The 18653-nt window shown below is 52.4% G+C and carries 11 protein-coding genes, 1 tRNA gene and 1 other annotated feature (1 of these 13 running past the window's edge); of the genes, 1 reads left to right on the forward strand and 11 read right to left on the reverse strand.

Going from position 1 to position 18653, the window contains the following annotated elements; genetic code table 11:
- Window positions 1-26: 26 nt before the first annotated feature.
- The 9 genes from dnaG to HMPREF9469_RS02155 all read right to left on the reverse strand — a co-directional run bounded on the left by dnaG (window position 27) and on the right by HMPREF9469_RS02155 (window position 13835).
- A complete protein-coding gene (dnaG, locus tag HMPREF9469_RS02115; protein ID WP_007858687.1) occupies window positions 27-1916 on the reverse strand; it encodes a DNA primase in 1890 nt (629 codons plus the stop codon).
- A gap of 29 nt (window positions 1917-1945) precedes the next feature.
- On the reverse strand, window positions 1946-2956 hold the full coding sequence (locus HMPREF9469_RS02120; protein WP_007858688.1) for a deoxyguanosinetriphosphate triphosphohydrolase: 1011 nt from the start codon (window positions 2954-2956) through the stop codon (window positions 1946-1948).
- A 237-nt stretch (window positions 2957-3193) separates the two neighbouring features.
- On the reverse strand, window positions 3194-4933 hold the full coding sequence (locus HMPREF9469_RS02125; protein WP_007858690.1) for a S8 family peptidase: 1740 nt from the start codon (window positions 4931-4933) through the stop codon (window positions 3194-3196).
- Window positions 4934-5019: 86 nt separating this feature from the next.
- Window positions 5020-6348, reverse strand: coding sequence for a sodium-dependent transporter (locus HMPREF9469_RS02130; protein WP_007858691.1), 1329 nt, complete (start codon window positions 6346-6348; stop codon window positions 5020-5022).
- 12 nt (window positions 6349-6360) lie between these two features.
- Window positions 6361-7650 carry a Na+/H+ antiporter NhaC family protein gene (locus HMPREF9469_RS02135; RefSeq protein WP_007858692.1) on the reverse strand — a complete coding sequence of 430 codons (1290 nt, stop codon included), beginning with the start codon at window positions 7648-7650 and terminating at the stop codon, window positions 6361-6363.
- 21 nt (window positions 7651-7671) lie between these two features.
- Window positions 7672-8592, reverse strand: a complete 921-nt coding sequence (locus HMPREF9469_RS02140; RefSeq protein ID WP_007858693.1) for a SufB/SufD family protein — start codon at window positions 8590-8592, stop codon at window positions 7672-7674.
- Window positions 8593-8612: 20 nt separating this feature from the next.
- Window positions 8613-9347, reverse strand: coding sequence for an ABC transporter ATP-binding protein (locus HMPREF9469_RS02145; RefSeq protein WP_007858694.1), 735 nt, complete (start codon window positions 9345-9347; stop codon window positions 8613-8615).
- Between the two features lie 384 nt (window positions 9348-9731).
- Window positions 9732-9815, reverse strand: a tRNA-Leu gene (locus HMPREF9469_RS02150).
- 45 nt (window positions 9816-9860) lie between these two features.
- Complete coding sequence (locus tag HMPREF9469_RS02155; protein ID WP_007858695.1) at window positions 9861-13835, reverse strand: diguanylate cyclase domain-containing protein; 3975 nt, start codon at window positions 13833-13835, stop codon at window positions 9861-9863.
- Between the two features lie 167 nt (window positions 13836-14002).
- Here HMPREF9469_RS02155 and HMPREF9469_RS02160 point away from each other — a divergent pair, with 167 nt between their 5' ends.
- The gene (locus HMPREF9469_RS02160; protein ID WP_007858696.1) at window positions 14003-14650 is read left to right on the forward strand and encodes a DUF3298 and DUF4163 domain-containing protein; all 648 of its coding nucleotides are present in this window, start codon (window positions 14003-14005) and stop codon (window positions 14648-14650) included.
- Window positions 14651-14776: 126 nt separating this feature from the next.
- Here HMPREF9469_RS02160 and pheT read toward each other — a convergent pair whose 3' ends face one another.
- Together pheT and pheS are read right to left on the reverse strand one after the other, a co-directional pair.
- Complete coding sequence (gene pheT, locus HMPREF9469_RS02165; RefSeq protein WP_007858697.1) at window positions 14777-17209, reverse strand: phenylalanine--tRNA ligase subunit beta; 2433 nt, start codon at window positions 17207-17209, stop codon at window positions 14777-14779.
- A gap of 70 nt (window positions 17210-17279) precedes the next feature.
- Window positions 17280-18299: a phenylalanine--tRNA ligase subunit alpha gene (pheS, locus tag HMPREF9469_RS02170; RefSeq protein ID WP_007858698.1), complete on the reverse strand. Its 1020-nt coding sequence runs from the start codon at window positions 18297-18299 to the stop codon at window positions 17280-17282.
- A 140-nt stretch (window positions 18300-18439) separates the two neighbouring features.
- Window positions 18440-18653: a binding site (T-box leader), on the reverse strand (it continues 36 nt past the right edge of the window).

An 18653-nucleotide genomic window follows, 5' to 3' on the forward strand; every position in this document is an offset into this window, starting at 1 on the left:
CCGGTCCATCCTTCCTAAGAAATGCGTTAATCCAGTGAGATATGCAGCTGCTTTAAGGCTGCCTGCTGCTTTATGATTTCCTGTAACTGGGTTATATCCTTTGCATTGCGGCTGGCCGCATCCAGGCTGTTCTTCCGGACCTTTACAACCGTCTCCGAGAATGCCTTCTTTTGTTCTTCGTTGCTGAGGGACTCTTTTAAGCTGGCATTAAAAAGCGCAGCCACTTCCTTATACTGATCCTCGTCATTGATAAAGCGGCTGAGTATGGCGGCCGGGTTTAAATTGCCGGACGCCTGTCCTTCAAATACCATCTGTGCCACCTGATGATACAAATCCTCCACAAAATCATCTGCTGTAATAATTCCCCTGATCTTGTCAAACAGTTCAGGGGTCTCTATAAGCCATGTGAGCAGCAGCCTCTGGGACCGGCGGATCCCATCCTCCTTGTCCGGCCTTTTAGGGCGCTTTGCCTGGCCTGCTCCCCTTTCCCCGTAGGGACTGTTTCTCCCATCCTGTGCGCTGTCTTCACCTTGGTAGGGATCATTTTCAAAGTAAGCTTCCTCCTGGGCCGGGGCGCTGTGGCGGATCTGGCCGGAGTGGTTCATATGGTCCCCGGCTTTCATGCCAAAGCTCATGCCCATGCGGTTTACCAGGCCGCGCAGCTCATCCGCGGGGATCATCTGCTCCCTGGCGACTGCCTGAAGATAGTTCTCCCGCTCCAGGGCCTCCCCAAACTGAAGGAGCTTCCTTGCAGTCTCCTGGTAAAACTTCGTCTTCTGCTCCGGATCGTCCATCTGGTAACTCTGCCTCAGCACGTCCACCTCAAACAGGAAACTGTTCTTGGCTTCCTTGATCCTCTGCCTGAATGCTTCCGGCCCCAGGTTCTTGATGAACTCATCCGGATCCTTATGGGGCTTCATGTTCAGGACCTTGATGGATATCCCCACCTCCTTGAGGATGGGAATGGCCCTGAGAGCCGCCTTGATGCCCGCACCATCGCTGTCATATGTCAGTATGACCTGATCCGTGTAACGCTTCAGCACATTGGCATGCTGGCTGGTAAATGCGGTTCCCAGGGAGGCCACCGCATTGGTAAAGCCTGCCTGGTGCAGGGATATGACATCCAGGTAGCCTTCGCATATTAATAGATATCCTTCCCTGGAAGTCCTGGCATAATTCAGGCCGTAAAGATTGCGGCTCTTGTCAAAGAGCTTGGTCTCCGGGGAATTGAGATATTTGGGTTCTCCGTCCCCCATCACGCGTCCTCCAAAACCAATGACGCGGTTATTCACATCCATGATAGGGAACATGACGCGGTTCCAGAACTTGTCCCTTCCCCCGCGCTCTTCCAGTGTCACCAGGCCGGTGTCCTTTAAAAAGCTGTCCTCATATCCCTTACCCTTTAGGAAACGGTAGAGGTCATCGCTGGTCTTGTTGGAATATCCCAGCCCGAAACGCACAATGGTGTCGTCCGACAGATCCCTTTTATCATGGAAATATTCATACCCCATCCTGCCCTGGGGCGCTTTAAGCTGGTAATAAAAATAGTTGGCGGCCAGCTTGTTCACTTCCAAAAGCCTGGCCCTGTGTTCCGCCTGCTCCCTGGCCTCCTTGCTGTATTCCATCTTGGGAAGGTTGACTCCCGCCCGGTCCGCCAGGTGCGACAACGCTTCCTGAAAGGTATAGTTCTCATATTCCATCACAAAAGTGAGCACGTTCCCCCCTGCGCCGCAGCCAAAGCAATAGTACATCTGTTTGCCTGGCGACACGGAAAAGGAGGGGGATTTCTCGTTGTGGAAGGGGCAGAGCCCAAAATAGTTGGCGCCCTTTTTCTGCAGCTTCACATATCCTGAAATCACATCTACGATGTCGTTCTTCATTCTCACTTCTTCTATGACTTCATCGGGATAGTACATGAAATGATCTCCCTTCTATATTTATAAACTCAATACACGTTCCACCGCTTTGGAACAAATAATTCCTCAAACTGGTCAATGGCATAGATGTCGCTCATGCCCGCAATGTAATCGCAGACCACCCTCGACTTCTTTTCCCCTCCATTGACGATCAAAAGCACATATTCCATAGGCAGTTTGTCAACATGGCCCATGTAATATTCATAGAGCTGGCGGATCATGTTCTGGGCCTTGCCCTCTTCCGCCTTGGGGATCTCATTCTTATACACATTCTCAAACATCCATCTGCGCAGCCCCTGCATGGCCTCCTCCATGCCCTCGGACATGATGATGGCAGGCTTATCCATACTGTTTAATATGATATCATGTATCATATTGTTCAGGCGCTCCCGGACGCTGTGTCCCAGTATGTCCGTGTACTCTCCGGGAAGCTCGTCTTCCACAAACATCCTGGCCCGGATGGCATCGTCAATATCGTGATTGATATAGGCGATCTTGTCGGAAAGACGGACAATGGCCCCTTCCAGGGTAGAAGGATGGCCCGAGGTCCTGTGGTTTAAGATCCCGTCCCTCACCTCCCAGGTAAGGTTTAATCCCCTTCCATCCTTTTCCAGGATCTCCACAATGCGTACACTCTGCTGGTAGTGGGCAAAACCATCCTCGCATATCTTGTTTAATATGTATTCACCGGAGTGGCCGAATGGGGTGTGCCCCAGGTCATGGCCCAGGGCAATGGCCTCTGTGAGGCTTTCATTCAGCCTCAGGGTCTTGGCAATGGTGCGGGCGATCTGGGACACCTCCAGGGTATGGGTCAGCCTGGTCCTGTAATGGTCTCCCTCAGGAGCCAGGAATACCTGGGTCTTATGCTTCAGACGCCGGAATGCCTTGGAATGCAGGATGCGGTCCCTGTCCCTCTGGTATTCCGGCCGCATGTCGCAAAGAGGCTCCGGCTTGTCCCGTCCCCGCGTCCTGCTGCTAAAGGACGCATAGGGACTCATATATGATTCCTCCAATGCTTCCAATGACTCCCTGATATTCATCCGTCCACTCCCTATCTCTACTATTATATTGCCCGGTTCCTCTTTTTACTACAAAAAATTCTATTATCACGGTTACAAAAGAGCATTAAGCCTGTAAAACAATGCCTAATGCTCACATTATATCATAAATTCCAACAATTTCATAGAGCATGTGCTGATAGTCTGACTTCATTGTTTCATTCGTGTAACTGTTCAGGGCGGCTTTTCTTCTTGACCGGAAAAACCGGTCAAGAAGCATCAGATGGGCAGGCTGTCCCTGACACACAGGGCGCCGTATCCCAGCTGCGGGTTGGGCCAAACCTCATATCCCGGCAAATGCCTGGCCCCCCGGGCCAGAAACGCCTTTACCTTTTCACCGTACAGGAAGGGGTCATTTCCCTCCACGATCCCCCATTGCATGAGAAGGGCCGCGCTTCCCGTGACAAAGGGCGCCGCAAAGGAAGTTCCGGTCACCGCCTCATACCCTCCCCCGCTTCTGGCCGTTATAATATCCACGCCCGGCGCCACCAGGTCCGGTTTCACCTGCCTGGTCTGTCTTGTAAAACCTCGCCCGGAAAAGTCGGCATATGCCTGGTAGGAATCATCATAAGCCCCCACGGATATCACCTTGGCCGCAGTGGAGGGAATGGTCAGGGTGGTCTCCGGCACTGCCCTGAGAAACCGGGTGGAGGGATTTAAGATGCCCCTGGAGGGAAGCCACATATTGTACTGCCCTGTGACGATCCGTTCCGGGGTCAAGCGAAAGGTCCATATGCCGCTGTCCAGGTAATCCCTGATGGGTATGAAATCAAAATAGATCTCCTGGGCCGGGCTGTAGGGGCTGGGCTTGCCGTAATAGAGCAAGATCCTGGTCCCCCCGTAATTCAGCGTCTGAGGCCCCAGCCGGCTGTCAATAGGGCCTATGATGTCGCCGGAGGGAGTGATCAGGCGGATGGCAAACTGGTCCACATAGGAGGACCAAAGCTGCACTCCCATCCCTGTCTCAAAGGGTGCGATGGAAAGCTCCACATTGGTATCATTTCCCATGACCAGCTGTCCCGATGTATGGCCTGCACCCGCCCCCTCATTCCCTGTGCCTGCAACCAGAACGCTCCTGCCGTAATTGGATATGTCGTTCATAAATGTCTCCAGCAGGCTGGTGCCGTCATGGGAACCGTAGGTGTTTCCAAAGCTCAGGTTGACAGCCACGGGCCGCCCCAGTTCCTGGGCCTGGCGGATGACAAAATCCAGCCCTCTCATCAGCTGGGTGGTCCTGGGAAAACTGTCCGCCATAGGCGCCCCCAGTTTCACCACCAGAAGGTCGCTTTCATAGGCAACTCCCCGGTAGATCCCCCTGTCTCCCCTGCCGTTTCCCGCCGCAATGGCCGCCACCGCTGTCCCGTGCCCGCTTAGATCCACGGACGGGACAATTGCCAGGGAGGCCGCACGGTTCGGGGCGTTGAGGGCCTGGTTGATCTCCTCCCTTGTGTAGATCCGGTCCCGGTCCTGGTCCATGAGCATGAGGATCCTGGTGCTTCCGTCCGCATTTTTAAAATCTTCATGAAAATAGTCGATTCCGGAATCAATGACAGCCACCAGGACTCCCTTTCCCGTAAGGCCGGAGGCCAGTCCGCTGATCACGCCGCCTCCCCCTCCTCCAATGGAGGATTGTACCACGGACAGGCAAGAGGCCGCCCTTGCCATATTGCTGGCAAAAAACAGCCTCTTTGGTTTCTCAATATATTCAATCTGGTTCAGGTCGCTTACCTGGTCCATGAGATGTTCCGGGACCACCAGGACCGCGTAGCCGTTCAGCAGTTCGTTTACCTGGATGCCCTCCTGTGTAAGGCCTGCCAGGCTTCCGGAATGCCTGACGATCAGTTCCCAGGTGCGCTCCAAAGGATCGTAGCCCACATCCAGGTTCTCGGACCGCTCACGTTCTTCAGGGGTGGCGTCCAGGGCCAGGTTCAGGAGATTTTCGCGTTTTTGGTTTTGCATGGTGTCACCTCTGTGTGAATCGATCATGTACCGTTATCATATGATTCAGTGTATTCATGCAAAACTTATATTATGTCAGCCGGTTCTCATCCCCTGACCGTCATATAAATGTTGTAAAAGCCGGTGATGGTGACTGCCAGCACCATGATCGGGGTCAGGAAGCGGATACAGAGGATCCAGAGCTTTTTCAGTTTAAAGGGGATCCCGTCCTTCTCAATCTCCTCCACCAGGTACTGGGGGTCCCATTTCCATCCTATATAGTAACACATGGTCACGCCTCCCAGGGGCAGAAGTATATTGTCGGTTATCATTCCAATGAAATCAAATACACTGTAATTCAGTATGGTCACATGGCTCAGGGTCCCGAAGGAAAGCGCGCTGGGAATGCCCACCAGGAAACAGGCAGTTCCCAGAAGGATGGTACCGGTGCGGCGGCTCAGGCGCAGGGTATCCAGGGCAAAGGATACGGTGACCTCCAACAGGGCAATGGCGCTGGTGACCGCTGCGAAGAACACCAGTGTGAAGAAAACAAGCGCAAAAAACGGGCCGCCCTTGATTGCGGAAAACACCTTGGGCAGGGTTCCGAAAATAAGGCCCGGGCCCTGTCCCGGTTCCAGGCCAAAGGAGAACACGGCCGGGAAAATAGCGATCCCTGCCATCAGGGCGATGACGGTGTCCAGCCCCGCTACACTGAGGCAGCTCCTGGGAATATTCTCCTGGTCGCTGAGGTAGCTGCCATAGGTAATGGTGATTCCCATGCACAGGCTGAGGGAATAGAACACCTGCCCAAGGGCAGCGCTGACCGCCGTCATGTTAAAGGCCGAACGGTTGGGAATAAAGACGAATTTAAACCCTTCCCCAGCGCCGGGAAGGGTGATTCCCCTTCCGATAATGACCAGAAGAAGCACAAACAGCAGGGGCATCATGATCTTACTCACCTTCTCGATCCCGCCGATTCCAAAGCAGCAGATGGTGGTGGTCACAAGCAGAAACAGGAAATGCCAGACCACAGGCTCAAAGGGAGCGCTTATAAATGCCTCAAAATCCGCAGGCGCCTGGAAGGTGCTTGCATAGCTGACAATATACTTGATGATCCAGCCGCCGATCACACTGTAATAGGACAGGATGAGAAATGCCGCCGCCACCCCGAACACACCCACGATCCGCGCGTTGGAGGTGATATCCCCGTATGCCTGGATGGGGTCGTGGCGCGTCCTTCTGCCCAGGGACATCTCTATCATCATAACAGGAACGCCCAGTATGCAGATAAAGAACAGGTATACCGCAAGGAAGGATGCGCCTCCGTTGCGTCCCATAAGGTAGGGAAATTTCCAAAGGTTTCCCAGTCCGATGGCTGCTCCTGCCGTGGCCATGATAAATCCCAGTTTACTGGCCCATTGATTCTTTGTCTTCATATTATCTTCATCCTATTCTCTTGTTCGTTTTTTTATAAAAATAAATGCAAGGCCGCTGACTCCCATGAGAATGGGATAAAAGCAGTAAGGTATGATTTCAAAGGGTGTAAGCCCTGTAATGGTTGCAGCCGCAAGAAGCTGGGCCCCATAGGGGATCAGCCCCTGTCCCATGGAACTGAACATATCCAAAAGGGATGCGCTGCGCCTGGGAGTCACCCCAAAGTCATCGCTGATCTCCTTTGCAATGGGACCGGACATGACAATGGCCACCGTGTTGTTGGCCGTGCACATGTCCACCAGAAGGGCCAGGGCCGCGATGCCCAGCTCACCGCCCCGTTCGCCGCTGATCCTTTTCCTGATAAATGCCAGGATAAAATCAATGCCGCCGTACTCCCTGACCAGGGCCACAATACAGGCCACGACCACGGAGATGACCGTAATGTCGTACATGCCCGTGATCCCCGCTCCCACATGGTTAAACATCTCCCCCAGGGGAAATGCGCCTGTGGCCACGCCTGTGATCAGGGACAGCACCGTGCCTGCGATAAGTACCGCAAACACGTTCACCCCGGCCAGGGCACCTGCCAGGACCACCACATAGGGAAGCACCCGGAACAGGTTGTAGGACAGATTCCCGGTCAGCCTAAAGGCGGCGTCCCTTCCTAACACCAGGAACAGAATAATGGTTGCAATGGCTGCCGGAAGCACAATAAGGAAATTTTCCTTAAACTTGTCCTTCATCTCACATCCCTGGGTCTTGACAGCGGCAATGGTGGTATCGCTTATCATGGACAGGTTATCACCGAACATGGCGCCTCCCACCACCGCCCCTGCGCAGACAGCCATGGAAAAACCGGTTTTTTCACTGATTCCCACCGCAATGGGGGCCAGGGCCGTGATGGTTCCCACGGAAGTTCCCATGGAGATGGATATGAAACAGCCTATGAGAAACAGGCCTGCCACCGCCACATTGGAGGGCAGAATGGACAAGCCCAGGTTCACGGTGCTGTCCACGCCTCCCGCTGCTTTCACCGCTCCTGTAAATGCTCCTGCAGCTAAAAATATAAGGCACATGGTGATAATATTCTCATCACCAACGCCCTCTGCCGCCAGCCTGATCTTTTCTGAAAATGAGAGTTCTCTGTTCTGCACAAACGCTACCAGCAGTGCAATAAGAAATGCCGCAATGGCCGGCATGCTGTAAAAGTTCCCGGTGATAAAACCGGAACCTAAGAATATCAACAGAAACACCAGAATCGGGAGAAGGGCAGACGCCCTTCCCTCTTTTGTATTCCCCTTCATCTTTTCCCCCCGCGCCTGCTTTTATTTCAGGAATCCGTTAACGATCTGGGCCTCTGCTTCTTCCTCGGTCAGTCCCAGGGTCATCAGCTTCACGATCTGTTCTCCTGCGATCTTGCCAATGGCAGCCTCATGGATCAGGGCCGCGTCAATGTTATTGGCAATAAGACCCGGTATGGCGAAAATCTTGGCATCGTCCATGATAATGGCATCACACTCCGTGTGGCCGCTGCACTTTGCATTGCCCACGATCTTAGAGTTAAAGGTCTGCTTGGAGTTGTCCTTTGCAACGGAGCGGGAAACCACGTCCGCGCTGGAATCATCCCCGTTCAGGTTTACGATATAGGTGCTCTCAGCCTCCTGTGTACCATGGGTGAGAAGGCGCTCACGCACGATCAGCTTGGCCCCGGACGCCAATTCCGCGGTGTTGGTCCTGTTGGTGGAGTCCACACCCTTGATCTGGACCATCTCCATCTCCATAAAGCTGTTCTCTTCCATATACACTTCCGTACCCGGATTCAGTATGCGCTTGCCATGGCCGTCCCCTTCCCCGTAATGCTTTTCCACGTATTTGACCTTTGCATTTTTCCCTACAAAGAAGCGGTGGATGCCGTCATGCTCGGAATCCTGGTCCCCGCAGTTATGGATGCCGCAGCCGGCCACGATCACCACATCAGAGTCATCTCCGATAAAAAAGTCATTGTATACCATTTCCTTTAAACCGCTGGCGCTTACTACTACGGGAATGTGTACGCTCTCATTCCTGGTCCCGGGCTTGATCCTGATATCGATGCCTGGTTTGTCTGTCTTTGTGACAATATCAATATTAGCCGTTGTGCTGCGGCTTGCTGTCTTTCCATTGGCACGGATGTTATACGCGCCCTCGGGCACGCCGTGAAGGCCTGCCACTTCCTCTAAGATTCTCTCCTGTATTGCATCTGTCATGTCGCTCACTCCTCCTCTGGCTATGCTGTCTCATAGAACTTGCTGCACGCGTCTACCGCGGAAGCAGTTCCCATGATCTGAGGCATGATTTCATCTCTTGTACCCTGGTTTACCACCCGTCCGTCTGCAATTACCACGATCTCGTCCGCAATATTCAGGATGCGCTCCTGATGGGAAATGATCAGGATGGATCCATTGGTATTCTGGCGCATGCGCTCAAATACCTGGATCAGGTTCTGGAAGCTCCACAGATCGATCCCCGCCTCCGGCTCATCAAACACGGAAAGCCTGGATCCCCTGGCAATGACAGTGGCAATCTCGATCCTCTTAAGTTCTCCTCCTGACAGGCTGGCATTTACCTCGCGGTTGATATAATCCTTTGCGCAAAGTCCTACCTCTGCCAGATATTGACAGGCTTCAGCTACTGTCAGCGTCTTTCCCGAAGCCAGCCGGAGAAGATCCAGTACCTGCACTCCCTTAAAACGGACCGGCTGCTGAAAGGCAAAGCTGATTCCCAGATTGGCCCTGTCTGTGATGCTCATATCCGTGATATCCTGTCCGTCAAACAGGATGCGCCCTCCTGTGGGCCGCTCTATCCCCATGATCAGTTTCGCTGTTGTAGATTTTCCTCCCCCGTTGGGACCGGTGATCACAACGAACTTTCCGTCATTGACCGTAAAGCTTATGTCCTTAATGATCCCCTTTTCTCCTTTTTCATCATTCACATCAAAGGAGAGATTCTCTAATGTAAGCATCTTGTTTCCTACCTCTCTTTTATCTCTTCTTTTTATTTCAGGGCGCGCAAAATACACGACCCATACCCTTCGTCTACAAGGGAACACGCTTTTTAAGCCACAACTTACAGTATATACTATTTCCTAGTAAATTACTATCAAAACTTTACCTCTTATGGCAGAAAATGTCTGTTGCAATTGCAACATTTATAGTTTTCCCTTAAATCCTGATTTTTATTATAACATTCACTTTTGTTTGCAGGATTCACCGTCTGCGGCGGGCTGTTTCAGCGAAAACTTCCCTTCCGCCGCGGCGCGGTCTTTGCGGAGCGTTTTTCGTATCATAGGGATTTCATATGATACAAAAAAAAGGAAGCATATTCTGCTTCCTGCTCTTTAAATGACTGCAGAAGAAGGGAGTCGAACCCTCAAGGTATTACTACCACACGGACCTGAACCGTGCGCGTCTGCCAATTCCGCCACTTCTGCGTTACGCTGCTCTCGCAAGCAACGTAGGTTATTATAATGGATGAATCAGTTTTTGTCAATGGATTTTTTACAAAATCTTTCAAAAAATTCATCCATGGGCATGGGCCTTGCAAAATAGAAGCCCTGTCCAATGGAACAGCCCATCTCCGACACCATCTGCAGCTGCTCTTTTGTCTCGATTCCCTCGCACAGGGATGTAAATCCCATCTTGTTGGTCATCTGGATCAGCTGTCTTAGAAATTCCCTGCCCCGGTCCGTCTTCTGACAGGACTGCACAAACCCGCAGTCCAGCTTGATCACGTCACAGGGGATATCCGCCATCATATTCATGATGGAGTAACCGGAACCAAAATCATCAATGGACGTGGTGAACCCGCTGTCCCTCAGCACCTTCATCACATGATAGGTCCGCTCCGTATCCTCCAAAAAGGCAGTCTCTGTCAGTTCAAACTCCAGATACCTGTGGTCGATCCCGTATTTCTTTGTTCCCTCCAGGATCTCCTCCAGGATTCCCTTTACACAGATATCCACACTGGAAAGGTTCAGGGAAATGCAGACCGGACTTCCGCCCTCATCCTGCCACTCCCTCAGCTTCCTGCACACCTGTATAAAAAGGCAGTAATCCACCTGGGAGATAAAACCGTTCTTTTCAAACAGAGGGATGAATGTACCCGGCCCCATGATCCGCCCGTCTTCCCGCTGCCATCTCACAAGGGCCTCCGCCCCAACAAGAGTATAATCCACAAGGGAAAACTTGGGCTGAAGATAGACTTTAAATTCCTCATGCTTCAGGGCATACTCCATCCTGTTGATGATCTCATTTTCGCGGAAACTGCTGTCAAAGGGACCATCGTTAAACACCACCTCAGTGGATTTCATAATGTAGTCCACGGACTTTCTGGCAATGGCAGCCCGGTCAATGGCTGTCTCGATCTCCCGGCATTCATCTTCGATAAAATAAATGCCGGAGCGTATCATGATATTGATCTTGGCAAAGATCCCGTTCTGTATCCTGCAGAATTCCTCGTTAAGGTGCCGGACCATCCGCACAAACCCATCCCGTTCCATCCTGCAGATACCAAAGGTCAGGAACTGGTCCGCGCTGACCCTGGTGTAGAAATTTTCCTCCCGCCCATTCTGGATCAGCATGTCGGCAAACATACGCAGGATATTATCCCCCTGGGTATATCCCACCTCCTCATTGATGAATTTGAATCCTTTGATATCGCTGGATATGATCACATAGCTTTCTTTCCTGTCATCCAGCACCTTTTGACAGTCTTCCTTGAACCGGTCATAGTTCATAAGACCTGTGAGGATGTCCCTGTTCTTGTAGTATTCGGCCTCCCGCCTGGCCTCCTTCAGGCGCAGGGATGACTTGGCGTTGATCCCCACCACGCGGGCGATCTCAGATATGGCTCCCCGCTCCGCCACAGGCCAGTCCCGTTCCTCCTCCGTATTGACCAGCACCAGCATACCTGTGTATTGGTTGTCTATGGTTACGCTTGCAAACAGCATGGTCTTTGCCTTTGCCCTGTCCATGAGCCGCAGCAGTCCGGTATTGTAATGCTTCAGGCCGCTTCTTTTTAAAACCGCGATTCCATCGCTGTCATAGAGATTATAACTGAGATAAAACTCTTCCTTGCGGAAACTGTCCGATGGGTCAAATAACATGGCGGTCCTGTCATCCACCCATTGGTAAGCCAGCCCCTGCTCATTTTCCCCATTCATATAGAGGACAATGCGGTTCAGGCAAAACCGGTTGCCCATGAATCCCATGAGGATGTGCAGCGCCTCCTCAAAGGAGGAGGTCTTTTCAAACACCTCCAGGGCAACCGTTGTGCTGGTCTTGTCCTGCAGGCTGCTCTGCTCCCTGCGCTTCTCATCATTGGAACGCTTCAGCCGTTCATAGGTAAACTCCTCATCCCTCTTGTCCTCAACAGACTCGTAAAACCGGATGCCGCCCTTGCCCTCTTTCTTTGCCTCGTGCATGGCCTGATCCGCCTTCACCATGACATCGTAGAATCCTTTTTCGTCTCTCGCAACCATCCGTATGCCAATGCTGCAGCTGACCTTCATAAGGCCGCCCTGGCTGTCCGCCAGAATGCATCCGATATCCCCGGATATGGAGGAAGCGATCCTGATCGCCTCCTCCTTGTCCGTGTTCTTGAGAAGCACCAGGAACTCATCCCCGCCAAAACGGCCGATCAGGTCCCCCTCCCTGCATGCCCGTTTCAGACAACTGGCAACATTCATCAGCACCACATTGCCAAACAGCTTTCCCCTGGCCTTGTTAATGTCCTGGAAATGGTCCATGTCCAAAAGCAATGCCGCCGGGGTGCCTTCCCTCGGTTCTGTTTTCAGATACTCCTCCATCCTCCGCTCAAACGCCCCGGCGGTAAGCAGGTTGGTAAGGCCGTCAATGTCCTCCGCCCCCTGTTCCCTGCAGCTGATCTGTTCCGTCACGCCGTCCAGCACGTTCTGAAGACTGGAAAGTTCCTGCTTCAGCACATTCTGGGCACGGTCCTTGAGAAGAAAGGTTCCCACGATCCGGGCCACGTAGGTGAGCGCCTCCACCTGTGCACCTGTCCACTGCCGGTTCTCCTTGCACTCGTCAAAGCCGATAAATCCAACCAGCTTTCCGTTGTCATAGATACCGCACTGGAGAATGGCCTTGATATCCTGGGAGGTGAGCACCCTTTTCTGCACAGGAGGGAGCACATCCACATCCATGCACAAAAAGACGCCGTTCTCATCAAAATTGTCCCGGTAACCGGGGGCATCCGTCTCATAGGACATATTCTGCAGATTGTCGATCTGGGGGCTGATCCCCTGATTGCACCATTCAAAAGTATTGCTCATAAGCCGCCCGTCCGGGCTGTCCTCAAATATATAAACGCGGCTTACATTAAACTGAATTCCCACGATCTTAAGTATGGAGTCGATTGCTTCCCTGGTATTCCCTGATTCATACAGGGCCTTAAATACATAGTGGATGATCCTGTCCCCGCTGTAGATCCGCTCGTCCTCGGAATCAATCCTTGGGACCCGGGCGGAAAAGGACTCCCACCTGGCAGCATCCACGGAGGGCAGTGAGGACTGATAAAAGACACATTTCCCCTTCCCGCTTTTCTTTCCCGAATAAAGCGCAATGTCCGCCTTGGCAAAGAGCTGGTCAAATTCCGTTGCATGCTCCGGATACATGGCCACACCGATGCAGCATTTGAGGCGGAAGGATTCCGCCGCCGGGGCGGAGATGCCGGCCAGGCCTTCCATGATCCTGCCGCCATAGGCCATGACCTCATCCTGTCCGCTGACCCCGATCAAAAACACCAGGAATTCATCGCCGCCGATCCGGCTCACCACATCACTTCTCCTCGAAACACCGCTGATGCACTTGGCCACTTCCGTCAGAACACTATCCCCAAAAAGATGCCCCTTTGTATCATTGATATCTTTAAAATTATCTATGTCTATGATCATCAGGGCCGCGGTGCCCTCTGTCCCAACAGCTTCCAGATACTGGGTTATCTGTTCTTTGGACGCCTCCCTGTTCAGCAGGCCGGTAAGGGAATCCCGCCTGGACTTTTCCCTGTAGGTATGGATCTGCTTCTTGTCCTCCGTGTCATCCAGCATAATGGTGTAAACCCATCTCTGTCCCTTCTCCCCCTCAATGATACGGCCTCTGCAGTCCACCCACCGGGTGCTTTTGTCCTTTCTCACAATGCGGAACTCTGTCTTAAGGATATCCTTTCCCTGGCACAACTGATTCCGTGATTCCATGATCGCATGCTCATAATCCTTGTCAAGGATCATCCCCTCCAGCGTCCCCCCTGTAAGGTCCTCAAACTCGGCCGTGTCCCTGCATCCAAAAAGATCCAGCATCGTCCGGTTTGCCATGTCCACTTTTCTCACTGCATCCATTGAGCATCGAAAAAAACCGGCCGGCATAAAGTCCATGAGAAAATGGGCTCCATATTCCGACCGTATTCCGCTTATCATTTGTTCATATTTACTCATATCCCTGATTCCTCCGCCAATGTCCGCCCCATGCATAATTTGATTATACTGAATATTCCAAAGTTTTACAAGCACAAAGGATGTTTGCCTGAAAGCCTTCCTCCGTTCCCCGGGACATTTCCCCCAAAACCCACATATAATAATGCAAACCTTACAGTGGAGCCCCCATGCAGACCATCATCCACCATTCCCTGGAACATACGTTTTACAGCCGCGATATACCGGTCTTAAAATATACCATTGAATTCCCCACCTTTCTCTCCACCTGCAGCCAGACCGCTGCGCAGACAGCCAACGCACATTACGCATCCGTTGCAAAGGAAAAGGAGCAGTACTGCCGCACCGTGCTCTACCCCCAGGCCGCAGAAGATGCCCGGTATATCGAGGACAACATCCCTCCCTTCCACACCTACGAGTTCAACATCGCCTACACGGTCCCCCTTAACTACGGCTGTATCACCAGTCTCTACTTTGACCAGTATACATTTATGGGCGGAGCCCACGGTTCCACTGTCCGCACCTCCGATACCTGGAATTTTTCAAATGGCAGGCAGATGCAGCTGGGAGAATTTTTCCAGTCGGATCCCCATTATGCTGATAACATACAAAACTATATCGAACAACGGATCACAGAACATCTGCGCACGGAACCAGGCGCCTTTTTTGAGGACTATGCCGCCCTTATAAGGAAAACATTTAAGGAGGAAAACTATTACCTGACAACGGACGGCCTGGTCCTGTACTTCCAAGAATACGACATCGCGCCCTATGCTGCCGGACGGCCGCAGTTCCTGCTGCCCTTTGGGCCCGGCTGACCGGCAGCTCCGCCTCATTTTCAATCCGCCCCGGCTTGTCCGCGCCCCATAAACGGACTGCCGCGGACAGCATGCTCCCATGCGCCGCGGCAGTCCTTGCACCGTTTACCATACAAGTTGCACAGGCTAAGCTCTCAGTTCGATTCCAAGATCTCCCAGCCCATTGAGTATTTTATTCATGATCGCAGTTACTTCCTTATCCTCCAGGGTATGGTCCTTTGCCCTGAAGGTGATGGAATATGCCACGGACTTATGCCCGGACAGCACCTGGGCACCCTCATACACATCAAACAGCTTATAGCTTTCCAGGAATTTTCCTCCCCTCTGTTCGATCACATCCTCAATCTGTCCCACAAGGATATCCTTTGGAACCACCATGCTGATGTCGCGGGTTACGGCAGGGAATCTGGCAATTCCTGAATATTTCCTGTCAAATGTGGTGAACTCCATGATGGACGGCATGTCGATCACTGCAATATACGCCCTGTCCCCGATTTTGTAGTTGTCGGCCACATCCGGGTGGACCTCGCCTAAAAAGCCCACAACCCTTCCGTCATATACAATGTCGGCCTTTCTTCCCGGATGAAGGTAAGGATGGTCTCCATTTGGGTCGTAATGGGGTTTTTTATGCATTCCTGCCTTTTCAAAAAACTCCTCCACAACGCCCTTCATGGTAAAGAAATCCCCGTCCCCGTACATACCCAGGGTAAACTGCATGCGCTCATCAGGAAGCTCCGTAAGGGGAACTGCCTTTGGACGGTATACATTAGCCAGCTCGTACAGGCGCACGTCCTTGTTCCGGCGGTTATAGTTGGTTGACAGGGAGGTGAGCATTCCGTTCAGGGAACTGGTGCGCATCACGCTGAAATCCTCTCCCAGGGGATTGGAAATGTTCACGGTCATGCGCAGACGGCTGTCTGCCGGTATCAGCATTTTGTCAAATACCCTGGGGCTTTCAAAGGAATAGGTCATTCCCTGTGAAAATCCGCAGAACTGGGCGATTTCCCTGGCTATCTCCTCAATGCGCAGCTTATAGGAAAGTTTTCCCGTGGTTGCCTCCCCTGATGGAAGGGTTGTTGGGATCTTGTCATAGCCGTAAAATCTGGCCACTTCCTCAGCCAGGTCCGCCATGCGCTCCAGGTCCTGACGCCAGGTAGGAGCGATCACCTCCCTTGTCTCAGGGTCATATTTTAATTCAATGGTTTTAAAATACCCCAGCATGGTCTCTTCCGGCAGATCGGTGCCCAGGAGCTTGTTGATCTTATCAGCGTTAAAAGGTATTCTCTTTTCCACCTTTTTAACCGGGTAAATGTCAATGATACCTCCCACAACCTCTCCTGCTCCCAGCTCCTCGATCAGCTGGCACGCGCGGTTTACAGCCTCCTCAGCCGTGTTGGGATCCAGTCCCTTTTCATACTTGCCTGATGCATCGGTGCGCAGTCCCACCTTTTTAGCGGAAAGGCGGATATTGGTGCCGTTAAAGCAGGCTGACTCAAATACCATGGTCTTTACATCATCCGTGATCTTGGAGTTCTCACCGCCCATGATACCGGCAATTCCCACTTCCTTTTCCCCGTCATTGATCATCAGGATGGTGGAGTCCAGCTTTCTCTCCTGACCGTCCAGGGTCTGGAACACATCTCCATCCTTTGCGCATTTTACAATGATCTCATGTCCTGCCAGCTGGTCGTAATCAAAGGCGTGCATGGGCTGTCCGTACTCTTCCATCACATAATTGGTTATATCCACAATGTTGTTGATGGGACGGATCCCGCTGGCTGCCAGACGGCGCTGCATCCACCTGGGAGAGGGGGCAAGCTTTATATTCTTTACCATCCTTGCGCAGTAACGCGGACAAAGCTGTGTATTCTCCACCCGCACTTTCAGGTAGTCGTTGATATCCTCCCCATTGCCTGTGGCAGTGACCACCGGAGGGATGAAGGGCTTTCTGAAGGTTGCCGCCGCCTCCCGTGCGATCCCCTGCACGCTGTAGCAGTCCACACGGTTGGAAGTGATCTCATATTCAAACACCACATCCCGCATACCCAGAATCACCAGGGCGTCACTGCCCGGTTCGCTGTCCTTTGGAAGGATATAGATGCCGCTCTCCGGGGCGTCCGGGTACATCTCCCGCTCAGCTCCCAGCTCCTCCACGGAACACATCATACCCCAGGACTCCACGCCTCTTAACTTGCCCTTTTTGATCTTGATCCCTTCCTCGGGAAGGGGGCCTCCGTCATGGCCTCCCGCCACACGTCCTCCGTCCAAGACCACAGGCACCTTTTCCCCAACGGAATCCAGAGTGATATTGGGGGCTCCTGTGACGATCTGTACCGGCCCGGCCTGGCCCACATTGACCTGGCACACCACCAGCTTGTCGGCATCCGGGTGGCGCTCCACTGAGAGGATCTCTCCCACCACGATCTTCTCCAGGTTTTTATCCAGACAGGTAAAGCCCTCCACCTTTGTCCCTGTCAACGTCATGGCATCGGTGTACTCCTGAGCAGTCACATCCAGGTCCGGCACATATGCTTTAATCCATGATAATGCTGTATTCATATTGGTTCTCCTTTATTATTCACTAAACTCACGCTATACAGTACTGGTCTTCTTGCCTCAACAGCCCTTATCAGAACTGCTTCAGGAAACGGATATCGTTCTCATACAGAAGGCGCATGTCGTCAATCTCATACTTAAGCAGAGCAATTCGCTCAAGGCCAACGCCAAAGGCAAAGCCGGAGTACTCATCCGGGTCGATATCACACATCTCCAGCACATGAGGGTGAACCATGCCGCAGCCCAGGATCTCGATCCAGCCGGAGCCCTTGCAGAACCGGCAGCCCTTGCCGCCGCACTTAAAGCAGGTCACATCCACCTCGGCGCTTGGCTCCGTGAACGGGAAATGATGGGGGCGGAATTTAACCTTTGTCTCAGGTCCGAACAGTTCCCTGGCAAACTCGGCCAGGGTTCCCTTTAAATCCGCAAAGGTAATATTCTTGTCAATGACCAGTCCCTCGATCTGATGAAAGGAAGGAGAATGGGTGGCATCCACCTCATCGGAGCGGAATACCCTGCCAGGCGCGATCATACGGATGGGCAGATGCCCCTTTTCCATGGTACGGACCTGTACCGGAGAAGTCTGGCTTCTCAGGAGAATGGTGTCATTTATATAAAATGTATCCTGCTCATCCCTGGCCGGGTGTCCCTTGGGGATGTTCAGTTTTTCAAAGTTATACCTGTCGTACTCCACCTCAGGTCCCTCTACCACTTCATATCCCATTCCCACAAAGATGCGCTCCACCTCTTCCAGGGCAATGGTATTGGGGTGGCTGTGCCCCACGCTGTTTTTGTTTGCAGGAAGGGTTACGTCAATGACTTCCTTTTTCAGCTGCTCCTCCCTGGCTTTTCTGGCCAGGACATTCTTTGTCTCTTCCAGCTTGCCCTCGATGACGGCTCTGGCATCGTTTACCATCTGTCCCACCTTTGGACGTTCCTCAGGTGCAACATCCTTCATGCTTTTTAAAAGGTTGGTCAGTTCTCCCTTTTTACCCAGATAAGACACACGGATGTCATTCAGTTTTTCCAGCGCATCGGAAGCTTCAATTTTTTTCAAGGCTTCTTCTTTGATTTTCTCTAACTGCTCTTTCATGGCTTCTCCTTTTTTGTTCTTTGTTCATACAACCGGCTTCTTCCCTTCCGCCGCAGTGCGGTCTTTGCGGAGCGCTTTTTGTATCACAGGGAATTCCACTGGAATTCCCTGTGATACAAAAAAGTCCCGTCCCTTCATGAAGAAGGGACGGGACGATAAGCCCGCGGTACCACCCTGGTTCCTGCAAAGACCTGACGGTCCTGAATGCAGACACTCAAATGCACGTAACGTGTGCCAGCGTCACGGACTACGGGAATAGGATCATCCTTTCATCCATGCGGCTCCAGTGGGAATTTCAACTGTTTATCTGAACCCGGGCAGGCTTTCAGCCGGTGGCCGTCCCTCTCTGATGGA

This window comes from [Clostridium] citroniae WAL-17108, from assembly GCF_000233455.1.
Classification (GTDB): domain Bacteria; phylum Bacillota; class Clostridia; order Lachnospirales; family Lachnospiraceae; genus Enterocloster; species Enterocloster citroniae.